Source organism: Pantoea sp. IMH, assembly GCF_000599885.1.
Taxonomy (GTDB): Bacteria; Pseudomonadota; Gammaproteobacteria; order Enterobacterales; family Enterobacteriaceae; genus Erwinia.
Window position 1 is genome coordinate 973,358 of sequence record NZ_JFGT01000005.1, and the last position, 21,775, is coordinate 995,132.

The window sequence follows — 21,775 nt, forward strand, 5'->3', positions numbered from 1 at the left end:
CATTCCGTCACAGCTGCAGGAGCAATAATGGCTAAGCGCATTCTGGTCGTCGAAGATGAAGCCCCAATCCGGGAGATGTTGTGTTTCGTTCTTGAGCAAAATGACTATCAACCCGTAGAAGCGGAAGACTATGACAGCGCTATCGGACAGCTGATTGAACCCTGGCCCGATCTCATTCTGCTTGACTGGATGCTTCCGGGCGGTTCGGGCATTCAGTTTATTAAGCATCTGAAACGTGAAGCGATGACCAGAGATATTCCGGTGATGATGCTGACCGCGCGCGGTGAAGAAGAGGATCGCGTTCGCGGGCTGGAAGTGGGAGCCGATGACTATATTACCAAGCCATTTTCGCCCAAAGAGCTGGTGGCGCGGATCAAGGCGGTGATGCGCCGGATATCTCCCATGGCGGTGGAAGATGTGATCGAAATGCAGGGGCTGAGCCTCGATCCCTCGTCGCACCGTGTGATGTCGGAAACCCAGCCGCTGGAAATGGGGCCGACGGAATATAAGCTTCTGCACTTCTTTATGACGCATCCCGAGCGGGTCTACAGCCGTGAGCAGTTGCTTAATCACGTCTGGGGCACTAACGTTTACGTCGAAGATCGTACCGTTGACGTGCATATTCGCCGCCTGCGTAAAGCGCTTGAGGTCAGCGGGCACGATCGTATGGTGCAGACGGTTCGCGGCACCGGCTATCGTTTCTCTGCACGCTTCTGATCGTCCACACTGGAGTATAAACCGTGCTGGAACGCCTCTCCTGGAAGAGATTACTGCTTGAGCTGGTTCTCGCCAGCCTGCCGGCGCTGATTATTGGGTTACTGGTGGGCTATCTGCCCTGGCTGCTGTTACTGGCGGTGCTGGGCGTACTGGGATGGCATTTCAATAACCTGCTGCGGTTATCCCACTGGTTGTGGGTCGATCGCAGCATGACACCGCCGGCCGGGCGAGGCAGCTGGGAACCGCTTTTTTACGGCCTTTATCAGATGCAGGCGCGCAACCGTCGCCGTCGCCGCGAGCTTGGCCATCTGATCAAACGCTTTCGAAGTGGCGCGGAGTCTCTCCCCGATGCGGTGGTGCTCACTACCGAAGAAGGCACCATCTTCTGGTGCAACGGCCTGGCTCAGCAGATGCTGGGGCTGCGCTGGCCGGAGGATAATGGCCAGAATATCCTTAATCTCTTACGCTATCCCGAGTTCAGCCGCTATCTGCGCCAGCGGGACTTCGTCCGGCCACTGACGCTGGTGCTGAATAATCATCGCCACCTTGAATTTCGCGTCATGCCTTACAGTGAAGGCCAGTGGCTGCTGGTGGCCCGTGACGTCACCCAGATGCACCAGCTGGAGGGTGCCCGGCGTAACTTTTTTGCTAACGTCAGCCATGAATTGCGGACGCCGCTGACGGTGCTGCAGGGCTATCTGGAAATGATGAATGATGCGGTGCTGGAAGGCCCGGTTCGCGATAAAGCGCTGCACACCATGCAGGAACAGACCCGACGTATGGATGGGCTGGTGAGGCAACTCCTGACGCTGTCGCGCATTGAGGCCGCCCCGGCGCTGGATCTTCAGGAAGTGGTGGATGTGCCGACAATGCTACATCTTCTCCAGCGTGAGGCAGAAACGCTCAGCCAGGGGCGCCATGAGATTCAGTTCACCACCGATCCACATCTGCGCGTTTTTGGCAACGACGAACAGTTGCGCAGCGCGATATCAAACCTCGTGTATAACGCGGTAAACCACACGCCGCCCGGCACCCGTATTGAGATCGGCTGGCTGAAAACGCCAACTGGCGCTCTGTTCAGGGTTTCCGATAACGGGCCGGGCATTGCCGCTGAGCATATTCCACGCCTGACCGAGCGCTTTTATCGCGTCGATAAGGCCCGATCCCGGCAAACCGGCGGCAGCGGGCTGGGTCTCGCCATCGTCAAGCATGCGCTCAGTCACCATAACGCCAGGCTGGAGATTACCAGCGAACCCGGTAAAACGACCTGTTTCAGCTTCCTGCTGCCGCCACGGTTGATTGTCAGCGACGATCTGGCACAGAATGCGCTTCGGGAATCAAAACCGGTAATCTAAATGAAAAGGCTGTTTCTGCTCGCTCTGCTGTTCTGCAGTACGTTCGCTCAGGCAAAAGAAGGGATGTTAGCGGGGAATCTCACCAGCGTGGGATCGGATACCCTGGGTAACCTGATGGCGCTGTGGGGCGAACGGTTCAACCGGGAATATCCGGGCGTGAATGTGCAAATCCAGGCCGCCGGATCCTCTACGGCGCCCACAGCACTGGCGGGGGGAGCCGCGCAGCTTGGGGCGATGAGCCGGCCGATGCAGGGGGAGGAACGCCAGCGATTTGAAGCCCGTTACGGTTATCCGCCGCTTGCCGTGCCTGTTGCCATGGATGCGCTGGTCGTGGTGGTGAATCAGGACAATCCGCTGCCCGGACTGAATGTCGGGCAGCTCGACGCTATTTTTTCCATTACCCGCCGCTGCGGTGCGCATGCCTCTGTTGCCAACTGGGGCGATCTCAAGCTTACCCAGCCAGGCTGGCCTTCCCGGCCGCTGCAACGTTTTGGCCGCAACTCCGCCTCGGGAACCTGGGGCTTCTTCAAGCAGCAGGCGCTGTGTAACGGCGATTTTCGCAATGACGTGGCGGAATACCCCGGCTCAGCCGCGGTGGTGCAGGCCGTGGCGGCGACGCTGAACGGGATTGGCTACGCCAGCATGGGATTTCATCTTAGCGGCGTAAAAACGTTGCCAGTGGCCAGGCAGAACGAGGATTTTATCGTACCGACGGCAGAAAATATCCGCAGCGGGCGTTATCCCTGGGCGCGGCCTCTCTATATCTATATCAATAAGGCGCCAGGAGAAGCAGTGGAGCCGCTGACGGCAGCCTTTCTGCATCTGGTTCTCTCCCCTCAGGGCCAGGCGCTGGTCAATCAGGCGGGCTATCTTCCGCTGTCAGATGCGCAGCGGCAAGCCGCGCTGGCCATGATCGAATAAGTGATGCGACGGCTGCCATACGGTCTGAAGCCTGGCCTTTTGCCAACTGCCATTAGCCCACTACTCACTGCCAACCTCTAACCGGCCAATATGAATTTTTTTCAACTGTGTTGAATTTTCCTCGGTTGCACCTGAATCTTTCTCATGACATGCTCCGTTAAAGACATGCAGACATCTGGAAGTCTATAAATAACGAAACGTCATTATTTCCCCGGTAAATTATGCGCCGTTGCGCAGGTCAGGAGTAACTGAATATGCAAAGAGATTCCGCCCAGTTCCGCGCCGAAGTGGTTGGCAGCTTCCTTCGTCCCGCCGCTATAAAAGAAGCGCGTGAAAAGTTCCAAGCAGGCGAACTCGCGTCCGAAGCGCTACGGCGCATCGAAGATGAAGCCATTCGTGAGGTGGTTGCCCATCAGCGGGCAAGCGGCCTGAAAATTGTCACCGACGGTGAGTTCCGCCGCGCATGGTGGCATTTCGACTTTTTCGCCGGACTGGATGGCGTGGAGCGCTATGAAGCGGAGCAGGGCATTCAGTTTAACGGTGTACAGACCAAAGCGCACAGCGTTCGCGTGACGGGTAAACTGGGTTTTGGCCATCATCCGATGCTGGAAGATTTCCGTTATCTGCAAAGTATCAGCGGCGACGCGGTGGCGAAAATGACCATCCCCAGCCCAAGCGTGCTGCATTTTCGCGGCGGTCGTAAAGCCATTGATGCGACTATTTATCCCGATCTCAACACCTATTTCGACGATCTTGCGCAAACCTGGCGCGATGCCATTAAAGCATTTTACGATGCTGGCTGCCGTTATTTGCAGCTCGATGATACCGTCTGGGCCTACCTCTGTTCCGAAGATCAGAAAGCCCAGATCCGCGAACGTGGCGACGATCCGGAAGAGCTGGCCTGGATCTATGCGCAGGTGCTGAACAAAGCGCTTGAAGGTAAGCCAGACGACCTGACGATTGGCCTGCATGTGTGCCGTGGCAATTTCCGCTCCACCTGGATCTCCGAAGGCGGCTATGAGCCAGTGGCTGAAATCCTGTTCGGCAGCGTTAACGTTGATGCCTTTTTCCTGGAATACGATAACGAGCGCTCCGGAGGTTTTGAGCCGCTTCGTTTTATCAAACCGGGCAAACAACAGGTGGTCCTGGGGCTGATTACCACCAAAAACGGCGAGCTGGAAAACCGGGAAACGGTGAAAAAGCGTATTGAAGAAGCCTCGCGCTATGTCAGTCTGGATCAGATTTGCCTCAGTCCGCAGTGCGGCTTTGCTTCTACGGAAGAGGGCAACAGCCTCAGCGAGGAAGCGCAGTGGGCAAAACTGCGGCTGGTGGTGGATATCGCCAACGAAGTGTGGTGATACTGCATTAATTCCGGCAAAAGGCGCGAGAAATCGCGCCTTTTGTGCATCTTTCACCTGATATGTGCAGGAATAACCCCAGCCGGGGCAAAAAGAATGCAAATCATGTAAGGCAACCTGGCGATAACCTGAAGTGAAAAGCTGGATGTTGCCTTTTTTACGCTATATCACTCTGCTTTTCCGATCCCGTATTGCCTTTCACCGCTATAAACGGTTTACTTAGCGCCGTTTTTACTTTACCTCCCTGTAAAAAGATTAAAATCCGCGCAAATCCGCTGCGTTCACCGCTGTAAGGCAGCATTTATGCCTGCACTGGATTGATAATTCGGCGTTTTCAGAGCACACAGGGCGATTAACTCAACATCGCGACTTCATTCACACCAGTACAGGCAACACCGCTGACTATGACTAATCGTTTAACTACCCGAGATATCCTCGCATTGGGCTTTATGACGTTTGCCCTTTTCGTGGGGGCAGGCAATATTATTTTCCCGCCGATGGTGGGCATTCAGTCCGGTGAGCACGTCTGGATCGCCGCGCTTGGCTTTCTGATCACCGCCGTGGGACTTCCCGTTATCACCGTTATTGCCCTTGCGCGCGTCGGCGGCGGCATTGATGCGCTGAGTACCCCTATCGGCAGAACGGCCGGTATCGTACTGGCGACCGTCTGTTACCTGGCTGTTGGTCCACTTTTTGCCATACCGCGTACCGCGACGGTCTCTTTTGAGGTTGGCATTGCGCCGCTGACCGGCGATGGCGCGCTGCCGCTGTTTATCTACAGCCTGCTCTATTTTGCGCTGGTTATCCTGATCTCTCTTTATCCCGGCAAACTGCTGGATACGGTAGGGCATTTCCTGGCACCGCTGAAAATCATTGCGCTGGCGGTTCTGGGCGTGGCGGCTCTGCTGTGGCCTGCGGATGGCATGGCGCCAGCAACCGAAGCCTATCAGCATGCGGCCTTCTCCAGCGGTTTTGTCAACGGCTACCTGACAATGGATACGCTGGGTGCGCTGGTCTTTGGCATCGTCATCGTCAACGCGGCGCGTTCACGAGGCGTCAGCGAGGCGAAGCTGTTAACGCGTTATACCATTCTGGCGGGATTGATCGCCGGTGTAGGGCTGACGCTGGTTTATCTGAGCCTGTTCCGGCTCGGCTCCGACAGCGCCAGTCTGGTGGATCAGAACGCGAACGGCGCGGCTATCCTGCACGCCTACGTTCAGTATACTTTTGGGAATACGGGTAGCCTGTTCCTGGCCGCGCTGATCTTTGTGGCCTGTATGGTCACTGCCGTTGGCCTGACCTGCGCCTGTGCGGAGTTTTTTGAGCAGTATTTGCCGCTAAGCTATCGCCAGATGGTCTTTATTCTTGGCCTGTTCTCAATGCTGGTTTCCAATCTGGGGCTGAGCCATCTTATTCAGATCTCCGTGCCGGTACTGACCGCCATCTATCCGCCTTGTATCGTGCTGATTCTGCTCAGCTTCACGCTGAAATGGTGGAAAAAAAGCGGTCGCGTTATCGCGCCAACAATGCTGATAAGCCTGCTGTTTGGTATCATCGACGCGGCGAAATCCAGCGGGCTGACCTCGCTGCTGCCCGGTTTCGTTCAGCGCCTGCCGCTGGCGGAGCAGGGACTCTCCTGGCTGCCGCCTTCGCTGGCCATGCTGGTACTGGTCGCCATTTATGACCGGACGCTGGGTCGCCAGCAGATGAGCGTGCATCAGCAGTAAGCACTACCTATTACCCCTGTGGTTCCGGCAGCAGGGGAACCACAGGAAAGAAATAATGACCACAAACAAGCTTAAAAAGGGGCTGAGCACCCGCCATATTCGCTTTATGGCGCTGGGATCGGCGATTGGAACCGGCCTCTTTTACGGTTCGGCTGACGCCATGAAAATGGCCGGCCCAAGCGTGATCCTCGCCTATGTTATCGGCGGCGCTATTGCCTATATTATTATGCGCGCCCTGGGTGAAATGTCCGTCAACAACCCTCAGGCCAGCTCCTTCTCGCGCTATGCCCAGGACTATCTCGGGCCGCTGGCTGGCTATATTACCGGCTGGACTTACTGCTTCGAAATCCTGATCGTCGCCATTGCTGACGTGACCGCCTTTGGCATCTATATGAGCGTCTGGTTTCCCGATGTGCCGCACTGGATATGGGTGCTGAGCGTGGTGCTGGTCATCGGCGCGATCAATATGGCGACCGTTAAGGTCTTTGGCGAGGTGGAGTTCTGGCTGTCACTGTTTAAAGTTGCCACCATTATCATCATGATCGTGGCGGGCATAGGGATTATCTTCTGGGGCATTGGCAATGGCGGCCAGCCAACCGGCATTCATAATCTGTGGACCAATGGCGGATTCTTCGCGCATGGTGTTATCGGTATGGTGCTTTCCCTGCAGATTGTGATGTTCGCCTACGGCGGGATTGAAATCATCGGCATCACGGCGGGTGAAGCGAAGGATCCGGAAACCTCCATTCCAAAAGCGATTAATACCGTTCCGTTGCGTATTCTGGTGTTCTATGTCGGTACGCTGTTCGTGATTATGTCGATCTATCCCTGGAACCAGGTCGGCACCCACGGTAGCCCCTTCGTACTGACTTTCCAGCATCTTGGTATTGCGGCCGCGGCGGCTATCCTCAATTTTGTGGTAATTACGGCGTCGCTCTCGGCGATCAACAGTGATGTTTTTGGCGTGGGGCGTATGCTGCACGGCATGGCTGAGCAGGGGCACGCGCCGAAAATGTTTACCACCGTTTCCCGCCGGGGCATTCCGTGGGTGACGGTGCTGGTGATGATGCTGGCGATGCTGGTGGCGGTTTATCTGAACTATCTGATGCCGGAAAAAGTCTTCCTGGTGATCGCCTCGCTGGCCACTTTTGCCACCGTCTGGGTATGGATTATGATCCTTTTTGCCCAAATAGGCTTTCGTCGTACGCTGACCAAAGAGCAGGCGAAGGCGTTGAAATTCGCCATGCCTGGCGGGCGGTTTACCGCGCTGGTAGGGATTCTTTTCCTCGCCTTTATTATCGGCCTGATTGGCTACTTCCCGGATACCCGTATCTCGCTGTATGTCGGGATTGGCTGGCTGCTCCTGCTGCTGGTGAGCTGGCTGTTTGTCCGTAAAACCTCAGCGCCCGCAAGTAAGACCCTGCATTAAAAGAAAAGCCCTGCCGTTGCTGGAGATCCCCGGCGATGGCAGGACTTACTGTTTCTTCTGACCTTTCCTGCCATAAACACTCACTTCGGTAGCGTTCGCGATCCGACCCTGGCCCAGATCTGTAACAATCTGCAAAACGAGGGCATTGATGCCGTCTGTGTGCTGCTGTGGCTGACGCTGAGCGACGCTCGTATTCTGGGCGTGCCGCTGGCCTGTTTTCCTGAACTTGCAAGGGCCACGCCTGAAGCGCTGGCACGTTTTGAGCTGACTCCGCGAGGCATACACTGGGAGGCACTGGATGAAGATCTCTCATTTGATGGATTACTGACGACAGAGCCGCTGGAGGCGGGGCGTTCCCGTGGGGTCAAAAGACCCTGAGATGTCAGTTGGAAGGCAGGCCAGGGGCAGATATAAAAAAGGCCCGCCGGAGCGAGCCTTTTCTGGAAAGCGGCCGATTACAGCTTGGTCGCGTTCTCGGACAGGTATTTAGCCACGCCGTCTGGCGATGCGCCCATACCTTCTTTTCCTTTTTCCCACTGAGCCGGGCACACTTCGCCGTGCTCTTCGTGGAACTGCAGCGCGTCAACCATACGCAGCATTTCATCAACGTTACGGCCCAGCGGCAGATCGTTAACAACCTGGTGGCGAACCACACCGGCTTTGTCGATCAGGAACGAGCCGCGCAGGGCAACGCCTGCGTCCGGATGCTCGATACCGTAGGCTTTCTGGATCTCACGCTTGATATCAGCAACCATGGCATATTTCACTTCGCCAATGCCGCCTTTCTCAATCGGCGTTTTACGCCATGCGTTGTGTACAAACTCGGAGTCAAAAGAGACGCCAACCACTTCCACGCCGCGCTTCTGGAACTCTTCGTAACGCTTGTCGAACGCGATCAGTTCAGAAGGGCAAACAAACGTGAAGTCCATTGGCCAAAAGAACACAACGGTGGCTTTACCAGCGGTGTGTTTTTTAAAGTTGAAGTTATCAACGATTTCACCGTTGCCCAGCACGGCTGCGGCAGTAAAATCAGGGGCTTGACGAGTTACCAGGACCATATTCACTCCTGTAGAGATAAGTGGATGAAAAAATCGAATCGCCAGCAGTATACGGGGGGCGTCCGTTCGGTAACCAGCGCATAACGCCGATTATTCAGATAGGTTATACCTATCAAATACTTTAACTTTCAAGGCAGCCCACTACATTAACCTTTTTGCGCAAAAGGGCAATCTCTTTTCCCGGCTCAGAGTGCTTTTTGCTCTGCCAGTTTCGTCATTCGCGGATAGAACTGCCAGAAAAAATCCTCAAATAGTTGATAATTATCAATAAAATCTTGCCAGGAATCTGCCAGTGCTACCAGGCGCGGGCGACGACTGGCCATGCCGCGCAGCACACCCTGCAGATAAAAAGCGTCAGCGTACTGCTCCATCCACCGGTCACGCCATAAATAGTGGTTAAGGTTTTGAAAGCGCTCCGGCGTGGAGGGCAATTCGGGTGAGATCACAGATTCCGCATGAGACAGAAAAGCTGGCAGGGAAATTTCCGGCGCGATTTTGTTCCAGTGAAGCGAGATGAAATGATCCCAGATAACATCCAGGGTTATCGGTGAAACGCGACGAGTCTCATCACGAAAAAAGGCTTTCGCCGCGCGGACTTCCGGCAGTGAGTCCGTCATCACGTCAATGCGGCGATGCAGTAAAATTCCCTCAGCAACGGCACCCGGCCAGACGCCGCGCGGATTCCCACGGACGAAATCCGCCATCAGGTTGCCGAGCAGCGAACTCTCAGAGAGCGACGCGAGGTGGAGGTGAGCAAGGAAGTTCATTCAGACAGTATACCTTCTTCGTCCCCGACGTTATACCAGTGTTAACGGGGGCGCTTACATGAAGCCTTGATCTGAGAAATCAGGACTTGCGCCCCTGTGGCGCGGGCTGGCCGTAGCGTACTGAAGTCGATATTACAGCGACAGGCCAGCTGAATGCCGGACCGGCTGCGCGGATTGTTTAGAATTGATGGGTTTTCAGCTAGACTATGCGCCCTGATTTCCCTGACAGTGAATGATCATGCGCGTTGCCGACTTTTCCTTTGAACTGCCCGAATCTTTGATTGCCCACTATCCGCAGGCCCAGCGCAGCGGATGCCGTCTACTTTCCCTGAACGGGCCGGACGGCGAGCTGACGCACGGGGTCTTTACCGATTTGCTGGATATGCTCAATCCCGGCGATCTGCTGGTATTTAACAACACACGGGTGATCCCGGCACGGGTATTTGGGCGTAAAGCCAGCGGCGGCAAAATTGAAGTTCTGGTTGAACGGATGCTGGATGATCAGCGAGTGCTGGCCCATGTTCGCGCGTCCAAAGCGCCAAAGCCAGGGACGGAACTGCTGCTGGGCGATGATGACAGCGTGAAAGCGACCATGGTGGCGCGACACGATGCGCTGTTTGAACTGCGATTTGATGATGCCAGACCGGTACTGGATATCCTGAATGATATCGGCCATATGCCGCTGCCGCCTTATATTGATCGCCCGGATGAAGAAGCCGACCGCGAGCTCTATCAGACCGTCTACAGCCAGCGACCGGGCGCGGTCGCTGCCCCAACGGCGGGGCTGCATTTTGATGAGCCGCTGCTGGCCGCTCTGCGTGAAAAAGGTATCGAAACCGCGTTTGTCACGCTGCATGTTGGTGCCGGGACTTTCCAGCCGGTCCGCGTGGAAAGTATCGAAGACCATATTATGCATGCCGAATATGCTGAAGTGCCGCAGGAAGTGGTGGATGCCGTGCTGGCCTGTAAGGCACGCGGCAGCCGCGTGGTGGCGGTTGGCACGACCTCGGTTCGCTCACTTGAGAGCGCGGCGCAGGCCGCCAGTGATGCGCTTATCGCTCCATTTTTCGACGATACCAAAATCTTTATTTACCCGGGCTATCGCTATCAGGTTATTGATGCGCTGGTGACGAACTTCCATCTGCCGGAATCGACGCTGATCATGCTGGTTTCTGCATTTGCTGGCTACCGTAACACCATGCATGCCTACCAGCAGGCGGTGGAGAAGCAGTACCGCTTCTTCAGCTACGGCGACGCCATGTTTATTACCCGTAATCCCCGGGCGATTGATGAGCAGGTAGGAAATAGCATCAGCGAATAACGGACCTGCTGCGTAACACCGCCTGTTTGCATTTTTTACGGCGAAAGTGCGTACCCTTTCAGCGCCGGCGCGCTTTCGCAAAATGATGATCTTGCACCGCATAATAAGCGCTTACTTTACGGGCTGGCTTGTATAGCAGCTTGTATGGTTGATAGAATGCGCTCCTTTTAATCACACATCAGACTGTTTCTCTGGTGGAGGCAACGTGAAGTTCGAATTAGATACTACTGACGGGCGCGCGCGCCGTGGCCGTCTGGTCTTCGATCGCGGCGTGGTGGAAACCCCCGCTTTTATGCCTGTAGGCACCTACGGCACGGTAAAAGGCATGACGCCTGAAGAAGTTCAGGATACCGGTGCCCAGATTATCCTCGGTAATACCTTCCATTTATGGCTGCGTCCGGGCCAGGAGATCATGAAGCTGCATGGCGATCTGCACGATTTCATGCAGTGGAAAGGGCCTATCCTGACCGATTCTGGCGGCTTCCAGGTTTTCAGCCTGGGCGACATCCGTAAAATCACCGAAGCGGGCGTTCATTTCCGCAACCCCATTAATGGCGATGCAATCTTCCTGGATCCGGAAAAATCGATGGAGATCCAGTACGATCTCGGCTCCGATATCGTGATGATTTTCGACGAGTGCACACCTTATCCGGCCGACTGGGATTACGCTAAGCGCTCGATGGAGATGTCATTACGCTGGGCGCAACGCAGTCGCGATCGCTTTGATTCCCTTGAAAATAAAAATGCGCTTTTTGGCATTATCCAGGGCGGCGTTTACGAAGATTTACGAGATGTCTCCGTAAAAGGGCTGGTGGAGATTGGCTTTGATGGTTACGCTGTGGGCGGCCTGGCGGTCGGTGAGCCAAAAGAGGATATGCACCGCATTCTGGAGCATGTTTGTCCTCAGATCCCAGAGGATAAACCGCGTTATTTGATGGGTGTCGGCAAGCCGGAAGATCTGGTTGAAGGCGTTCGTCGCGGCATCGATATGTTCGACTGCGTGATGCCGACGCGTAATGCGCGAAACGGCCACCTTTTCGTGACCGATGGCGTGGTGAAGATTCGTAACGCCAAATATAAAGATGACGTGTCGCCGCTGGATGCCGAGTGTGACTGCTATACCTGTCGCCACTACAGTCGCGCCTACTTGCATCATCTCGATCGCTGCAACGAAATTCTGGGTGCGCGGCTGAACACGATTCATAATTTGCGCTACTACCAGCGTCTGATGGCGGGTTTACGTCAGGCGATTGAAGAGGGTAAATTAGAGCACTTCGTTACTGATTTCTATGACCGGACGGGCAAGGCGGTTCCGCCGTTAAACGTCTGATAATTAAACAAAGAGGGGAATTTAATGAGCTTGTTCATTTCTGACGCAGTGGCTGCCGCTGGGGCACCGTCGCAGGGAAGTCCTTATTCACTGGTTATCATGCTGGTGGTGTTTGGTCTGATTTTCTATTTCATGATCCTGCGCCCACAGCAGAAGCGTGCAAAAGAACATAAAAAACTGATGGATTCTATCTCCAAAGGTGACGAAGTGCTGACCACCGGTGGACTGGTTGGTCGCGTAACGAAAGTGGCTGAAACCGGCTATGTGGCAATCGCGCTGAACGATACAACGGAAGTTGTGGTCAAACGTGATTTCGTGGCTGCCGTTCTGCCGAAAGGTACGATGAAGGCGCTTTAATTTTTTGTTTTCCCTAAGGGAACTGCCGTGTTAAACCGTTATCCTCTGTGGAAGTACATCATGCTGATCGTCGTATTACTCGTCGGTCTGCTGTATGCGCTTCCCAACCTTTATGGTGAGGATCCGGCTGTTCAGGTCACTGGTGCGCGCGGAAGCGCCGCCAGTGAGCAAACGCTGGGTCAGATCCAGGCTGCATTAAAACAAGACAATATCCAGAGCAAGTCAGTTGCGCTGGAAAATGGCGCCATCCTGGCGCGTTTTGCTAACGGAGACGTGCAGCTGCGCGCCCGGGACAGCATCAGTCGCGTACTAGGCGACGACTACGTGGTTGCGCTCAACCTGGCGCCCGCCACGCCAACCTGGTTATCAAAACTTGCCGCTGAGCCGATGAAACTCGGTCTCGATCTGCGCGGCGGCGTACACTTCCTGATGGAAGTTGATATGGATACCGCCCTGGGTAAACTCCAGGAGCAGAATATCGACAACCTCAGAAGCGATCTGCGTGATAAAAGCATTCCTTATACCAACGTACGCAAAACCGATAACTACGGTCTTGAGATTCGCTTCCGCGACGCTGACGCGCGTAACGAGGCGTCCAGTTACCTGACAGGCCGCCATCGCGACCTGGTCATCAGCAATTCTGGCAGCAATGCGCTGCGTGCCGTCATGAGCGACGAACGTCTGCGTGAAGCCCGCGAATATGCCGTTCAGCAAAACATCACTATCCTGCGTAATCGCGTTAACCAGCTTGGCGTTGCCGAACCGCTGGTACAGCGGCAGGGCGCCGATCGTATCGTGGTCGAACTGCCGGGCATTCAGGATACCGCCAGGGCGAAAGAGATTCTGGGCGCAACGGCGACGCTGGAATTCCGTCTGGTCAACACCAGCGTTGATCCAACTGCTGCCGCCAATGGCCGCGTCCCGGGCGATTCAGAAGTGAAAAACACCCGCGACGGCCAGCCAATCACGCTTTATAAGCGCGTGATCCTCACCGGCGACCATATTACCGATTCCACCTCCAGCCAGGATGAATATAACCAGGCTCAGGTAAATATCTCCCTTGACAGTGCGGGCGGCAATATCATGTCCAACTTCACCAAGGATAATATCGGCAAGCCGATGGCAACGCTCTTTGTCGAGTACAAGGATAGCGGTAAGAAAGATGCCAACGGTCGCGCCATCCTGGCTAAGCAGGAAGAGGTGATCAACGTGGCGAACATTCAGTCACGTCTGGGTAACAGCTTCCGTATTACCGGCATCAGTAACCCAAATGAAGCACGTCAGCTCTCGCTGCTGCTGCGCGCGGGTGCGCTGATTGCGCCAATTCAGATTGTGGAAGAGCGGACTATTGGCCCAACCATGGGACAACAGAACATTAACCAGGGTCTGGAAGCTTGCCTGTGGGGCCTGGTCGCCTCCATCGTCTTTATGGTGGTTTACTACCGTAAATTTGGCGTGATTGCGACAACGGCGCTGGTGGCTAACCTGGTAATGATCGTCGGGATTATGTCTCTGCTGCCGGGGGCGACGCTGACCATGCCGGGTATTGCCGGTATAGTGCTGACGCTGGCGGTCGCGGTGGATGCTAACGTACTGATCAATGAGCGTATCAAGGAAGAGCTGAAGAATGGACGTTCCGTTCAGCAGGCGATTCATGAAGGCTATAAAGGCGCGTTCTCCAGTATTATCGATGCCAACATTACCACGCTTATCACCGCGATTATTCTCTACGCTGTGGGCACAGGCTCGATCAAAGGCTTTGCCATCACGACGGCGATCGGTGTGGTGACATCTATGTTTACCGCCATTGTCGGTACCCGCGCCATCGTAAACCTGTTGTACGGCGGCAAACGCATCAACAAGCTGTCTATCTGAGGAGTGCGTTGTGGCACAGGACTATAGCGTTGAACAATTAAACTACGGGCGTAAAGTGCATGACTTTATGCGCTGGGATAAACTGGCCTTTACCCTCTCCGGCCTGCTGTTGATCGCCTCGCTGGCGATCATGGGTGTAAAAGGGTTTAACTGGGGGCTGGATTTCACCGGCGGTACGGTTATTGAGATTACGCTCGAAAAACCGGCGGATCTGGATACGCTGCGGGCTTCGCTGGAGAAATCCGGCATTATGGATCCGCAGGTGCAGAACTTCGGCAGCAGTCGTGACGTGCTGGTACGTATGTCTCCAAACGAGGGGAATGCGGGCCAGGAGCTGGGTAACCGGGTGGTGACGATCATCAACCAGGCGACCGGTCAGAATGCCTCCGTCAAGCGCATTGAGTTCGTTGGGCCGAGCGTGGGCAGCGATCTGGCGCAGGCGGGCGGCATGGCGCTGCTGATGGCTCTGATTGCTATCCTGATTTATGTCGGCTTCCGCTTCGAATGGCGCCTGGCGCTGGGCGCAGTGCTGGCGCTGGCGCATGACGTGGTGATCACCATGGGCATTCTTTCTCTGTTCCATATTGAGATTGATTTGACCATTGTCGCCTCGTTGATGTCAGTTATCGGCTACTCGCTCAATGACAGTATCGTGGTGTCGGACCGTATTCGTGAGAACTTCCGCAAGATCCGTCGCGGCACCTCTTACGATATCGTCAACGTCTCGCTGACGCAGACGCTGAGCCGTACCATCATGACTTCCGCCACCACGCTGGTGGTGGTGCTGATGCTCTATATTTTCGGCGGCGCGCTGCTGGAAGGCTTCTCGCTGACCATGCTGATCGGGGTTTCCATCGGTACGGTTTCATCCATCTATGTGGCGTCGGCACTGGCGTTGAAGCTGGGGATGAAGCGGGAACATATGCTACAGCAGAAAGTGGAGAAAGAGGGCGCGGATCAGCCTTCAATTCTGCCTTAAGAAAGGCGTCAGGTTTGATGCTTTGTTATTGATAAGCGCCGCTGATGCGGCGCTTTTTTTATGGCTGCGTTGAGACGGGCTGCGGTGTGACGAGAATATCATGCACCCGTACGTAACCTAACTGCTGAGGAGAGACATTGCTCAGGCGTAGTGGAATCGCGATTTCGCTACGTGGCAGCAGAGACTCTCTGACGCTCACCTGCTGAGTCTGACTATTGACCTGCAGAGGTTGTCCGGACGTTTTATCCATCTCACCCCACTCGATCTGCGCGCTGAAAGCAGGAAGCGATCTGTCACCCGCGGCGCGAACATGCAGCGTCGCTCTGGTGCCGTTTGCTTCACTTTCAACATGGCTCAGCGAAAGCCTCACCTCACCAGCCTCACTCTTCAACAGCACGGCACTCTTGGTTGCTGGCAGCAGCCAGGCACCCTGCGACGAATTAAGATTCAGGCTGCTCTGCTGCTCAAGCGCGGTCGCCTGCCTCGTCAGTTGTCGCATCTCGGTATTCAGCTTGCCCACCTGATTAGTCAGCCTGTTCACTTCAGGCTGATTCTGTGATGAAGCACAGCCTGCAAGGAGAGCCGCCAGCGTTAGCAAAAGCGTTTTCTTAATCAGATGATTAGCCATAATCTACCGCTCCTTATACCATCGTTATTCCGGGATACGCAGCGTCTGACCTGGATAGATTTTATCCGGGTGGCTGAGCATCGGCTTATTAGCCTCAAAGATTTTGTTGTACTTGCTGGCATCGCCGTACATTTCTTTTGCTACGGCGCTCAGCGTATCGCCCTTTTTCACGGTATAAAAACGGGCTTCGGTGGCGGGTTCAGCAACGGTAACGTTATCTTCAACGGCAGTGATCCCCGCGACGTTACCCACCGCGACCAGAATTTTTTCTTTCAGTTCCTGAGATATCCCCTCACCGCTGATGCTGACTTTATCGTCATTTACCTTCACATCAACGTTGTCGCTGCCTGGCAGGTTCAGTTTAGAAATGTGCTCCTGCAGTTTTTTCGAGGAATCATTATTGTCGCCGGTAACGCTATCCCACAATTTCTCGCCTGCTTCTTTTACGAAGTTAAACAATCCCATATACCCTCCGGTTTATCCTTGTTAAGAGAAAAGTTACGCTCATTAGCACCCTCATTATAGCGGATTGGTTCGATTCTCTCTGACGACAGGCCGTTTAATGTAGTGTCAACGTGGCACGAAGGGCACAAAGCGGGGCAAAAGCCCGGTCCGTTATTCAGTTAGCGGCCACTTCGCGCTACACTGTGTGTCAATTTCCAGAATTAGCAGGAAGCATCATGCATTGCCCGTTCTGTTCCGCAGTGGATACCAAAGTGATCGATTCTCGCCTGGTGGGAGAAGGGACTTCTGTGCGTCGCCGTCGTCAGTGTCTGGTGTGTCATGAGCGTTTTACGACCTTTGAAGTGGCCGAATTAGTGATGCCGCGTGTGGTAAAAAGTAATGATGTTCGTGAACCTTTCAATGAAGACAAACTGTGCAGCGGCCTGATGAAGGCGCTGGAAAAAAGGCCGGTGAGCGCTGACGATGTTGAAAATGCCGTCAGCCATATCAAAAGCCAGCTGCGCTCCACCGGCGAGCGGGAAGTGCCGAGCAAAATGATTGGTAATCTGGTGATGGATGAGCTGAAGAAACTGGATAAGGTCGCCTATATCCGGTTTGCTTCCGTTTACCGCAGTTTTGAAGATATCCGTGAATTTGGCGAAGAGATCGCCCGCCTGCAGGATTAAATGATGCGTGATGAAATCTTTATGGCGAGGGCGCTTGAGCTGGCCCGTCGCGGACGCTTTACCACCACACCGAATCCCAACGTTGGCTGCGTTATCGTGCGCGATAGGGAGGTCGTTGGCGAAGGTTATCATTTCCGCGCCGGCGAACCGCATGCGGAAGTACATGCATTGCGGATGGCGGGTGAGAAAGCTCGGGGTGCCACCGCCTATGTCACGCTTGAACCCTGTAGTCATCATGGGCGGACGCCGCCGTGCTGCGATGCCCTGATTGCTGCTGGCGTCAGTCGCGTGGTGGTGGCGATGCAGGATCCCAATCCGGAAGTCGCCGGAAGAGGGATGTACCGCTTACAGCAGGCGGGAATCGAGGTTAGTCATGGCCTGATGATGCAGGAGGCGGAAGCGCTGAACCCTGGTTTCCTCAAGCGGATGCGTACCGGGTTTCCCTGGCTGCAGCTGAAAATGGGCTGCTCGCTGGATGGGCGCACCGCGATGGCCAGCGGTGAAAGCCAGTGGATCACCTCGCCCGAAGCGCGCCGGGACGTGCAGCGTCTGCGGGCACAAAGCGCCGCTATTTTGAGTAGCAGCGCGACCGTACTGGCGGACGACCCTTCGCTAACCGTGCGCTGGCACGAGCTGAGCGCTGACACTCAGCGCCAGCTTGCCGAAAAGGATCTGCGCCAGCCGGTTCGTGTAATCCTGGACAGTCAGAACCGCGTAACGCCGGCGCACAAGCTTATCAGTCAGCCCGGCGAAACCTGGCTTGCGCGACGCCACGCGGACGATCGCGAGTGGCCTGATAACGTCGGGCAGTTTATTGTTCCGCAGCATCAGGGTCATACCGACCTGGTCTCGCTGCTGATGCTGCTTGGTCGCCGTCAGATTAACAGCGTCTGGGTTGAGGCGGGTGCAGGCCTTGCCGGCGCGTTGCTGAAGGCGGGCGTGGTGGATGAAGTTATCTTGTATATCGCCCCTAAACTGATGGGCGATGCGGCACGCGGTTTGTGCCATCTGCCCGGTATAGCACATCTTGATGAGGTGCCCGAATTCAGTTTCAGCGATATTCGTCAGGTGGGACCGGATTTACGCCTGACCCTGGCTCCCCGGTCAAACGCTTGCTAAAAGCGGAAGCAGACCGGTAAAGAGTATGATAGAATCCGCCCCCCTGCGGGGCCATTACAGAACCCTGAAAGGAAGATTATGAACGTTATTGAAGCTGCTGTTGCTACTCCTGACGCGCGCGTTGCCATCGTGATTGCGCGTTTCAACAACTTTATCAACGACAGCCTGCTGAGCGGTGCGCTGGATGCGTTAAAACGCATAGGCCAGGTGAAAGATGAAAACATCACCGTGGTCTGGGTGCCTGGCGCCTATGAAATGCCAATGACCGCTCGTGCGCTGGCGTCAGCCGGTAAGCATGATGCCGTTGTCGCGCTGGGTACCGTGATCCGTGGCGGTACCGCCCACTTCGAATATGTCGCCGGTGAAGCCAGCTCTGGCCTGGCCAGCGTCGCAATGAACAGCGATATTCCGGTCGCCTTTGGCGTCCTGACGACGGAAAACATCGAGCAGGCCATCGAACGCGCCGGAACCAAGGCGGGAAATAAGGGCGCAGAAGCGGCCCTGACCGCACTTGAAATGATTAACGTATTGAAAGCCATCAAAGCCTGATTTTAAGGGGAATTTCGTGAAACCTGCTGCTCGTCGCCGCGCCCGTGAATGTGCCGTCCAGGCGCTTTACTCCTGGCAGTTGTCCAAAAACGACATCGCTGATGTCGAATACCAGTTTCTGGCGGAGCAAGACGTCAAAGACGTTGATATCAGCTATTTTCGCGAGCTGCTGAGCGGCGTTGCGACCAACAGCGCCTATCTTGACGGGCTGATGAAGCCTTATCTGTCTCGTCAGCTGGAAGAGCTGGGACAGGTTGAGAGGGCCGTTCTGCGGATCTCACTGTACGAGCTGAGCAAGCGTTCTGACGTTCCCTATAAAGTGGCAATCAATGAGGGGATTGAGCTGGCTAAAATTTTCGGTGCCGAAGACAGCCATAAGTTTGTCAACGGCGTACTGGATAAAGCCGCTCCGCAAATCCGCCCCAATAAGAAGTAATCCTCCCAGGCCGGTCTTCCGGCCTTCTTTTTTTTATACTCGGAACGCACTCTATGGCCTGTGGCGAATTCGAACTTATTACGCGCTATTTTGATCGCGTAACGAGCTCCCGTCGCGATGTGGAAAAGGGCATCGGCGATGACTGCGCACTACTGACTCTTCCTGAAAAACAGACGCTGGCGATCAGCACCGATACGCTGGTGGAAGGGGTTCATTTTCTGCGTGATATGCATCCGGCAGACCTTGGCTACAAGGCGCTGGCGGTCAACCTGAGCGACCTCGCCGCGATGGGGGCCGATCCCGCCTGGCTGACGCTGGCGCTGACGCTGCCTGAGATTAACGAGCCCTGGCTGAAGGCATTCAGCGACAGCCTGTTTGAGTTGCTCGATTATTATAATATGCAGCTGATCGGTGGGGATACCACCCGCGGCCCGTTAAGTATGACGCTGGGTATTCATGGCCTGGTGCCGCAGGGCAGGGCGCTGAAGCGATCCGGTGCGCGTCCAGGCGACTGGATTTATGTGACCGGGACGCTGGGCGACAGCGCGGCAGGACTGGCGCTGCTGCAGCACCAGATGAAAATCAGCGATCCTGTCGCTCATGAGGCGCTTATCAAAAGGCATCTGCGTCCCATGCCGCGTATTTTGCAGGGACAGGCACTCCGGGATCTTGCCAGCGCCGCTATCGATCTTTCAGACGGTCTGATTTCTGATTTGCGTCATATCCTGAAGGCCAGTGACTGTGGAGCCCGCGTTAACCTGGAGGCTTTGCCGATTTCCGGCGTTATGCAGCAGCATTTTGAGCCTGCGCAGGCACTGCGCTGGGCCTTAAGCGGTGGAGAAGATTACGAGCTCTGCTTCACCGTTCCCGAAATTAATCGCGGTGCGCTGGACGTTGCGCTCGGCCATTATGGCGTGCCCTTTACCTGCGTCGGCCAGATGGCACCGCAGTCGGAAGGGTTGGTGCTATTACAGGATGGCACGCCGGTAAATATCGACCTGAAAGGATTTGATCATTTTGACGCTCGATAAAGATGTGGCGAAAAGCCGCCTGAATATGCGCAATCCCTGGCATCTGCTGGCAACCGGCTTTGGCAGCGGGCTGAGCCCTTATATGCCCGGCACCGTGGGTTCGGTAGCCGCGATCCCGTTCTGGTGTCTGCTGACCTGGCTGCCACAGGATCTCTATTCGCTGGTCGTGATGTTCGGCATTTCTATCGGCGTTTACCTTTGCCATCGCACTGCGAAAGATATGGGCGTGCACGATCACGGCAGCATTGTCTGGGATGAGTTTATTGGTATGTGGATCACGCTGATGGCGATCCCGGTAAATAGCTGGCAGTGGGTACTGGCCGGTTTTGTGGTGTTCCGCATTCTGGATATCTGGAAGCCGTGGCCGATTCGCTGGTTCGATCGCAATGTGCACGGCGGGATGGGTATCATGGTGGATGATATTATTGCCGGGATCGTCTCTGCCGGTATTCTTTACTATGCAGGCCATCTGCTGGCGAGTTGATAAAGGGCGGGGCTGTTGCCCTGACGGTTTTTGCTAAAGTGCCAACGCCGGGAACAGTCCCTGCTCGTGAAGACGCAAAAGCGATCGTCTTTAATACCACAGCCCGCGCTGTGCATAGCGCGGGACGCTTTACTCCCCGTTCCCGTCGCATAACGCCTGTCAGAACGCTTTAAGCAATGCTATTCAAAACCGACCACCGGATGCGGCTGATAAACGCTCTCAAGCTCGATAATCTCTTCGCGGCTCAGCTCAACCTCTACGGCATTCACCAGATCCGCCAGCTGCTCCGCCCGTGATGCGCCCACAATAGGGGCAGCGACAGCAGGTTGGGTCAGCAGCCATGCAAGCGCAATCTGCGCCCGGCTAACGCCTTTATCACCGGCAATGGCGGCGAGGCGCTGTGCGATAGCTGCATCATTTTCTTCCGTCTTGTCATACAGCGTACTGGCAAACTCATCTGAAACGGAGCGGGCAGTAGTTTCCCCCCATGGACGGGTCAGACGGCCACGCGCCAGCGGACTCCAGGGCAGGACGGCAATGTTCTCAGCCTCGCAGAGCGGATGCATCTCGCGCTCTTCTTCCCGCTGAATCAGGTTGTACTGATCCTGCATCGTGACAAAGCGCGTCCAGCCATGACGATCGGCGGTATAAAGCGCTTTAGCAAATTGCCAGGCGTACATTGACGAGGCGCCGATGTAACGTGCTTTACCCGATTTCACCACATCATGCAGCGCTTCCAGCGTCTCTTCCAGTGGAGTGTTGTAATCCCAGCGGTGGATTTGCAGCAGATCGATATAATCCATGCCAAGCCGGGAGAGGCTGTCGTCAACGGACTGCATGATAGTCGCGCGGGAGAGGCCGCCAGCCAGATTGCTCATCGGGAAATAGACCTTGGTCGCGACGACGATCTCATCTCGGCGGGCAAAATCTTTCAGGGCGCGTCCTACGATCTCCTCACTGCTACCGTCGGAGTAGCTATTGGCGGTATCGAAAAAATTGATGCCTGATTCCAGCGCCTGTTTGATGAGTGGCCTGCTGCTTTCTTCCGGCAGCGTCCACGCGTGACGCCCGCGAGCAGGCTCACCAAAGGTCATACAACCCAGGCAGAGGCGGGAAACGGTCAGGTCGGTAGTCCCCAATTGCGTGGTTTTCATGCAGGCTCCTGCAGGTCGGTTGAGGGCATTAAGCCGGTTCACAATCCGGT

General features: G+C 55.4%; 23 protein-coding genes. 18 read left to right on the forward strand and 5 right to left on the reverse strand.

The genetic code is table 11. From position 1 onward, the window contains the following. Positions 1 to 27 precede the first annotated feature (27 nt). From phoB to EA20_RS19745, 7 genes are all read left to right on the forward strand, one after another. On the forward strand, positions 28 to 717 hold the full coding sequence (gene phoB, locus EA20_RS0112900; protein WP_024967227.1) for a phosphate response regulator transcription factor PhoB: 690 nt from the start codon (positions 28 to 30) through the stop codon (positions 715 to 717). Between the two features lie 23 nt (positions 718 to 740). Then, entirely contained in the window at positions 741 to 2,072 is a 1,332-nt protein-coding gene (gene phoR / locus EA20_RS0112905; protein WP_024967228.1) for a phosphate regulon sensor histidine kinase PhoR, read from the forward strand. After that, positions 2,073 to 2,993, forward strand: a complete 921-nt coding sequence (locus tag EA20_RS0112910) for a PstS family phosphate ABC transporter substrate-binding protein (RefSeq protein ID WP_024967229.1) — start codon at positions 2,073 to 2,075, stop codon at positions 2,991 to 2,993. Positions 2,994 to 3,247: 254 nt separating this feature from the next. After that, positions 3,248 to 4,351 (forward strand): cobalamin-independent methionine synthase II family protein, encoded by a 1,104-nt coding sequence (locus tag EA20_RS0112915; protein WP_024967230.1) that lies wholly within the window; start codon positions 3,248 to 3,250, stop codon positions 4,349 to 4,351. 404 nt (positions 4,352 to 4,755) lie between these two features. Then, positions 4,756 to 6,078 (forward strand): branched-chain amino acid transporter carrier protein BrnQ, encoded by a 1,323-nt coding sequence (gene brnQ, locus EA20_RS0112925; RefSeq protein ID WP_024967231.1) that lies wholly within the window; start codon positions 4,756 to 4,758, stop codon positions 6,076 to 6,078. Positions 6,079 to 6,133: 55 nt separating this feature from the next. Continuing rightward, a complete protein-coding gene (proY, locus tag EA20_RS0112930; RefSeq protein ID WP_024967232.1) occupies positions 6,134 to 7,507 on the forward strand; it encodes a proline-specific permease ProY in 1,374 nt (457 codons plus the stop codon). A gap of 159 nt (positions 7,508 to 7,666) precedes the next feature. After that, the gene (locus EA20_RS19745; RefSeq protein ID WP_024967233.1) at positions 7,667 to 7,885 is read left to right on the forward strand and encodes a DUF2442 domain-containing protein; all 219 of its coding nucleotides are present in this window, start codon (positions 7,667 to 7,669) and stop codon (positions 7,883 to 7,885) included. Between the two features lie 77 nt (positions 7,886 to 7,962). Here the strand turns inward: EA20_RS19745 and EA20_RS0112940 are convergent, their stop codons facing one another. Together EA20_RS0112940 and EA20_RS0112945 are read right to left on the reverse strand one after the other, a co-directional pair. Further along, entirely contained in the window at positions 7,963 to 8,565 is a 603-nt protein-coding gene (locus tag EA20_RS0112940; RefSeq protein ID WP_024967234.1) for a peroxiredoxin C, read from the reverse strand. A 185-nt stretch (positions 8,566 to 8,750) separates the two neighbouring features. Continuing rightward, complete coding sequence (locus tag EA20_RS0112945; protein WP_024967235.1) at positions 8,751 to 9,332, reverse strand: ACP phosphodiesterase; 582 nt, start codon at positions 9,330 to 9,332, stop codon at positions 8,751 to 8,753. A 238-nt stretch (positions 9,333 to 9,570) separates the two neighbouring features. On the opposite strand from EA20_RS0112945, the gene queA reads away from it, so the two are divergent. The 5 genes from queA to secF all read left to right on the forward strand — a co-directional run bounded on the left by queA (position 9,571) and on the right by secF (position 15,194). After that, positions 9,571 to 10,653, forward strand: a complete 1,083-nt coding sequence (gene queA, locus EA20_RS0112950; protein WP_024967236.1) for a tRNA preQ1(34) S-adenosylmethionine ribosyltransferase-isomerase QueA — start codon at positions 9,571 to 9,573, stop codon at positions 10,651 to 10,653. A 205-nt stretch (positions 10,654 to 10,858) separates the two neighbouring features. Then, entirely contained in the window at positions 10,859 to 11,983 is a 1,125-nt protein-coding gene (tgt, locus tag EA20_RS0112955; RefSeq protein ID WP_024967237.1) for a tRNA guanosine(34) transglycosylase Tgt, read from the forward strand. A gap of 24 nt (positions 11,984 to 12,007) precedes the next feature. After that, entirely contained in the window at positions 12,008 to 12,340 is a 333-nt protein-coding gene (gene yajC / locus EA20_RS0112960) for a preprotein translocase subunit YajC (RefSeq protein WP_024967238.1), read from the forward strand. Positions 12,341 to 12,367: 27 nt separating this feature from the next. Further along, a complete protein-coding gene (gene secD / locus EA20_RS0112965) occupies positions 12,368 to 14,215 on the forward strand; it encodes a protein translocase subunit SecD (protein WP_071995409.1) in 1,848 nt (615 codons plus the stop codon). A gap of 10 nt (positions 14,216 to 14,225) precedes the next feature. Further along, complete coding sequence (gene secF, locus EA20_RS0112970) at positions 14,226 to 15,194, forward strand: protein translocase subunit SecF (protein ID WP_024967240.1); 969 nt, start codon at positions 14,226 to 14,228, stop codon at positions 15,192 to 15,194. A gap of 58 nt (positions 15,195 to 15,252) precedes the next feature. Here the strand turns inward: secF and EA20_RS0112975 are convergent, their stop codons facing one another. Continuing rightward, positions 15,253 to 15,822 carry a DUF3251 domain-containing protein gene (locus EA20_RS0112975; RefSeq protein ID WP_024967241.1) on the reverse strand — a complete coding sequence of 190 codons (570 nt, stop codon included), beginning with the start codon at positions 15,820 to 15,822 and terminating at the stop codon, positions 15,253 to 15,255. 24 nt (positions 15,823 to 15,846) lie between these two features. Next, on the reverse strand, positions 15,847 to 16,287 hold the full coding sequence (gene lysM / locus EA20_RS0112980) for a peptidoglycan-binding protein LysM (RefSeq protein ID WP_024967242.1): 441 nt from the start codon (positions 16,285 to 16,287) through the stop codon (positions 15,847 to 15,849). Between the two features lie 215 nt (positions 16,288 to 16,502). On the opposite strand from lysM, the gene nrdR reads away from it, so the two are divergent. From nrdR to pgpA, 6 genes are all read left to right on the forward strand, one after another. After that, positions 16,503 to 16,952, forward strand: coding sequence for a transcriptional regulator NrdR (gene nrdR, locus EA20_RS0112985; RefSeq protein WP_024967243.1), 450 nt, complete (start codon positions 16,503 to 16,505; stop codon positions 16,950 to 16,952). 3 nt (positions 16,953 to 16,955) lie between these two features. Beyond that, the gene (gene ribD / locus EA20_RS0112990; RefSeq protein ID WP_024967244.1) at positions 16,956 to 18,071 is read left to right on the forward strand and encodes a bifunctional diaminohydroxyphosphoribosylaminopyrimidine deaminase/5-amino-6-(5-phosphoribosylamino)uracil reductase RibD; all 1,116 of its coding nucleotides are present in this window, start codon (positions 16,956 to 16,958) and stop codon (positions 18,069 to 18,071) included. Positions 18,072 to 18,149: 78 nt separating this feature from the next. After that, positions 18,150 to 18,620, forward strand: coding sequence for a 6,7-dimethyl-8-ribityllumazine synthase (gene ribE / locus EA20_RS0112995; protein ID WP_024967245.1), 471 nt, complete (start codon positions 18,150 to 18,152; stop codon positions 18,618 to 18,620). A 16-nt stretch (positions 18,621 to 18,636) separates the two neighbouring features. Next, positions 18,637 to 19,056 (forward strand): transcription antitermination factor NusB, encoded by a 420-nt coding sequence (nusB, locus tag EA20_RS0113000; protein ID WP_024967246.1) that lies wholly within the window; start codon positions 18,637 to 18,639, stop codon positions 19,054 to 19,056. Between the two features lie 53 nt (positions 19,057 to 19,109). Next, on the forward strand, positions 19,110 to 20,087 hold the full coding sequence (thiL, locus tag EA20_RS0113005; protein WP_024967247.1) for a thiamine-phosphate kinase: 978 nt from the start codon (positions 19,110 to 19,112) through the stop codon (positions 20,085 to 20,087). Further along, positions 20,074 to 20,571 (forward strand): phosphatidylglycerophosphatase A, encoded by a 498-nt coding sequence (pgpA, locus tag EA20_RS0113010; protein WP_024967248.1) that lies wholly within the window; start codon positions 20,074 to 20,076, stop codon positions 20,569 to 20,571. Before thiL ends, pgpA begins: the two co-directional genes overlap by 14 nt. A 179-nt stretch (positions 20,572 to 20,750) precedes the next feature. Here pgpA and EA20_RS0113015 read toward each other — a convergent pair whose 3' ends face one another. Further along, positions 20,751 to 21,725, reverse strand: a complete 975-nt coding sequence (locus tag EA20_RS0113015; RefSeq protein ID WP_024967249.1) for an aldo/keto reductase — start codon at positions 21,723 to 21,725, stop codon at positions 20,751 to 20,753. Positions 21,726 to 21,775: the final 50 nt, after the last annotated feature.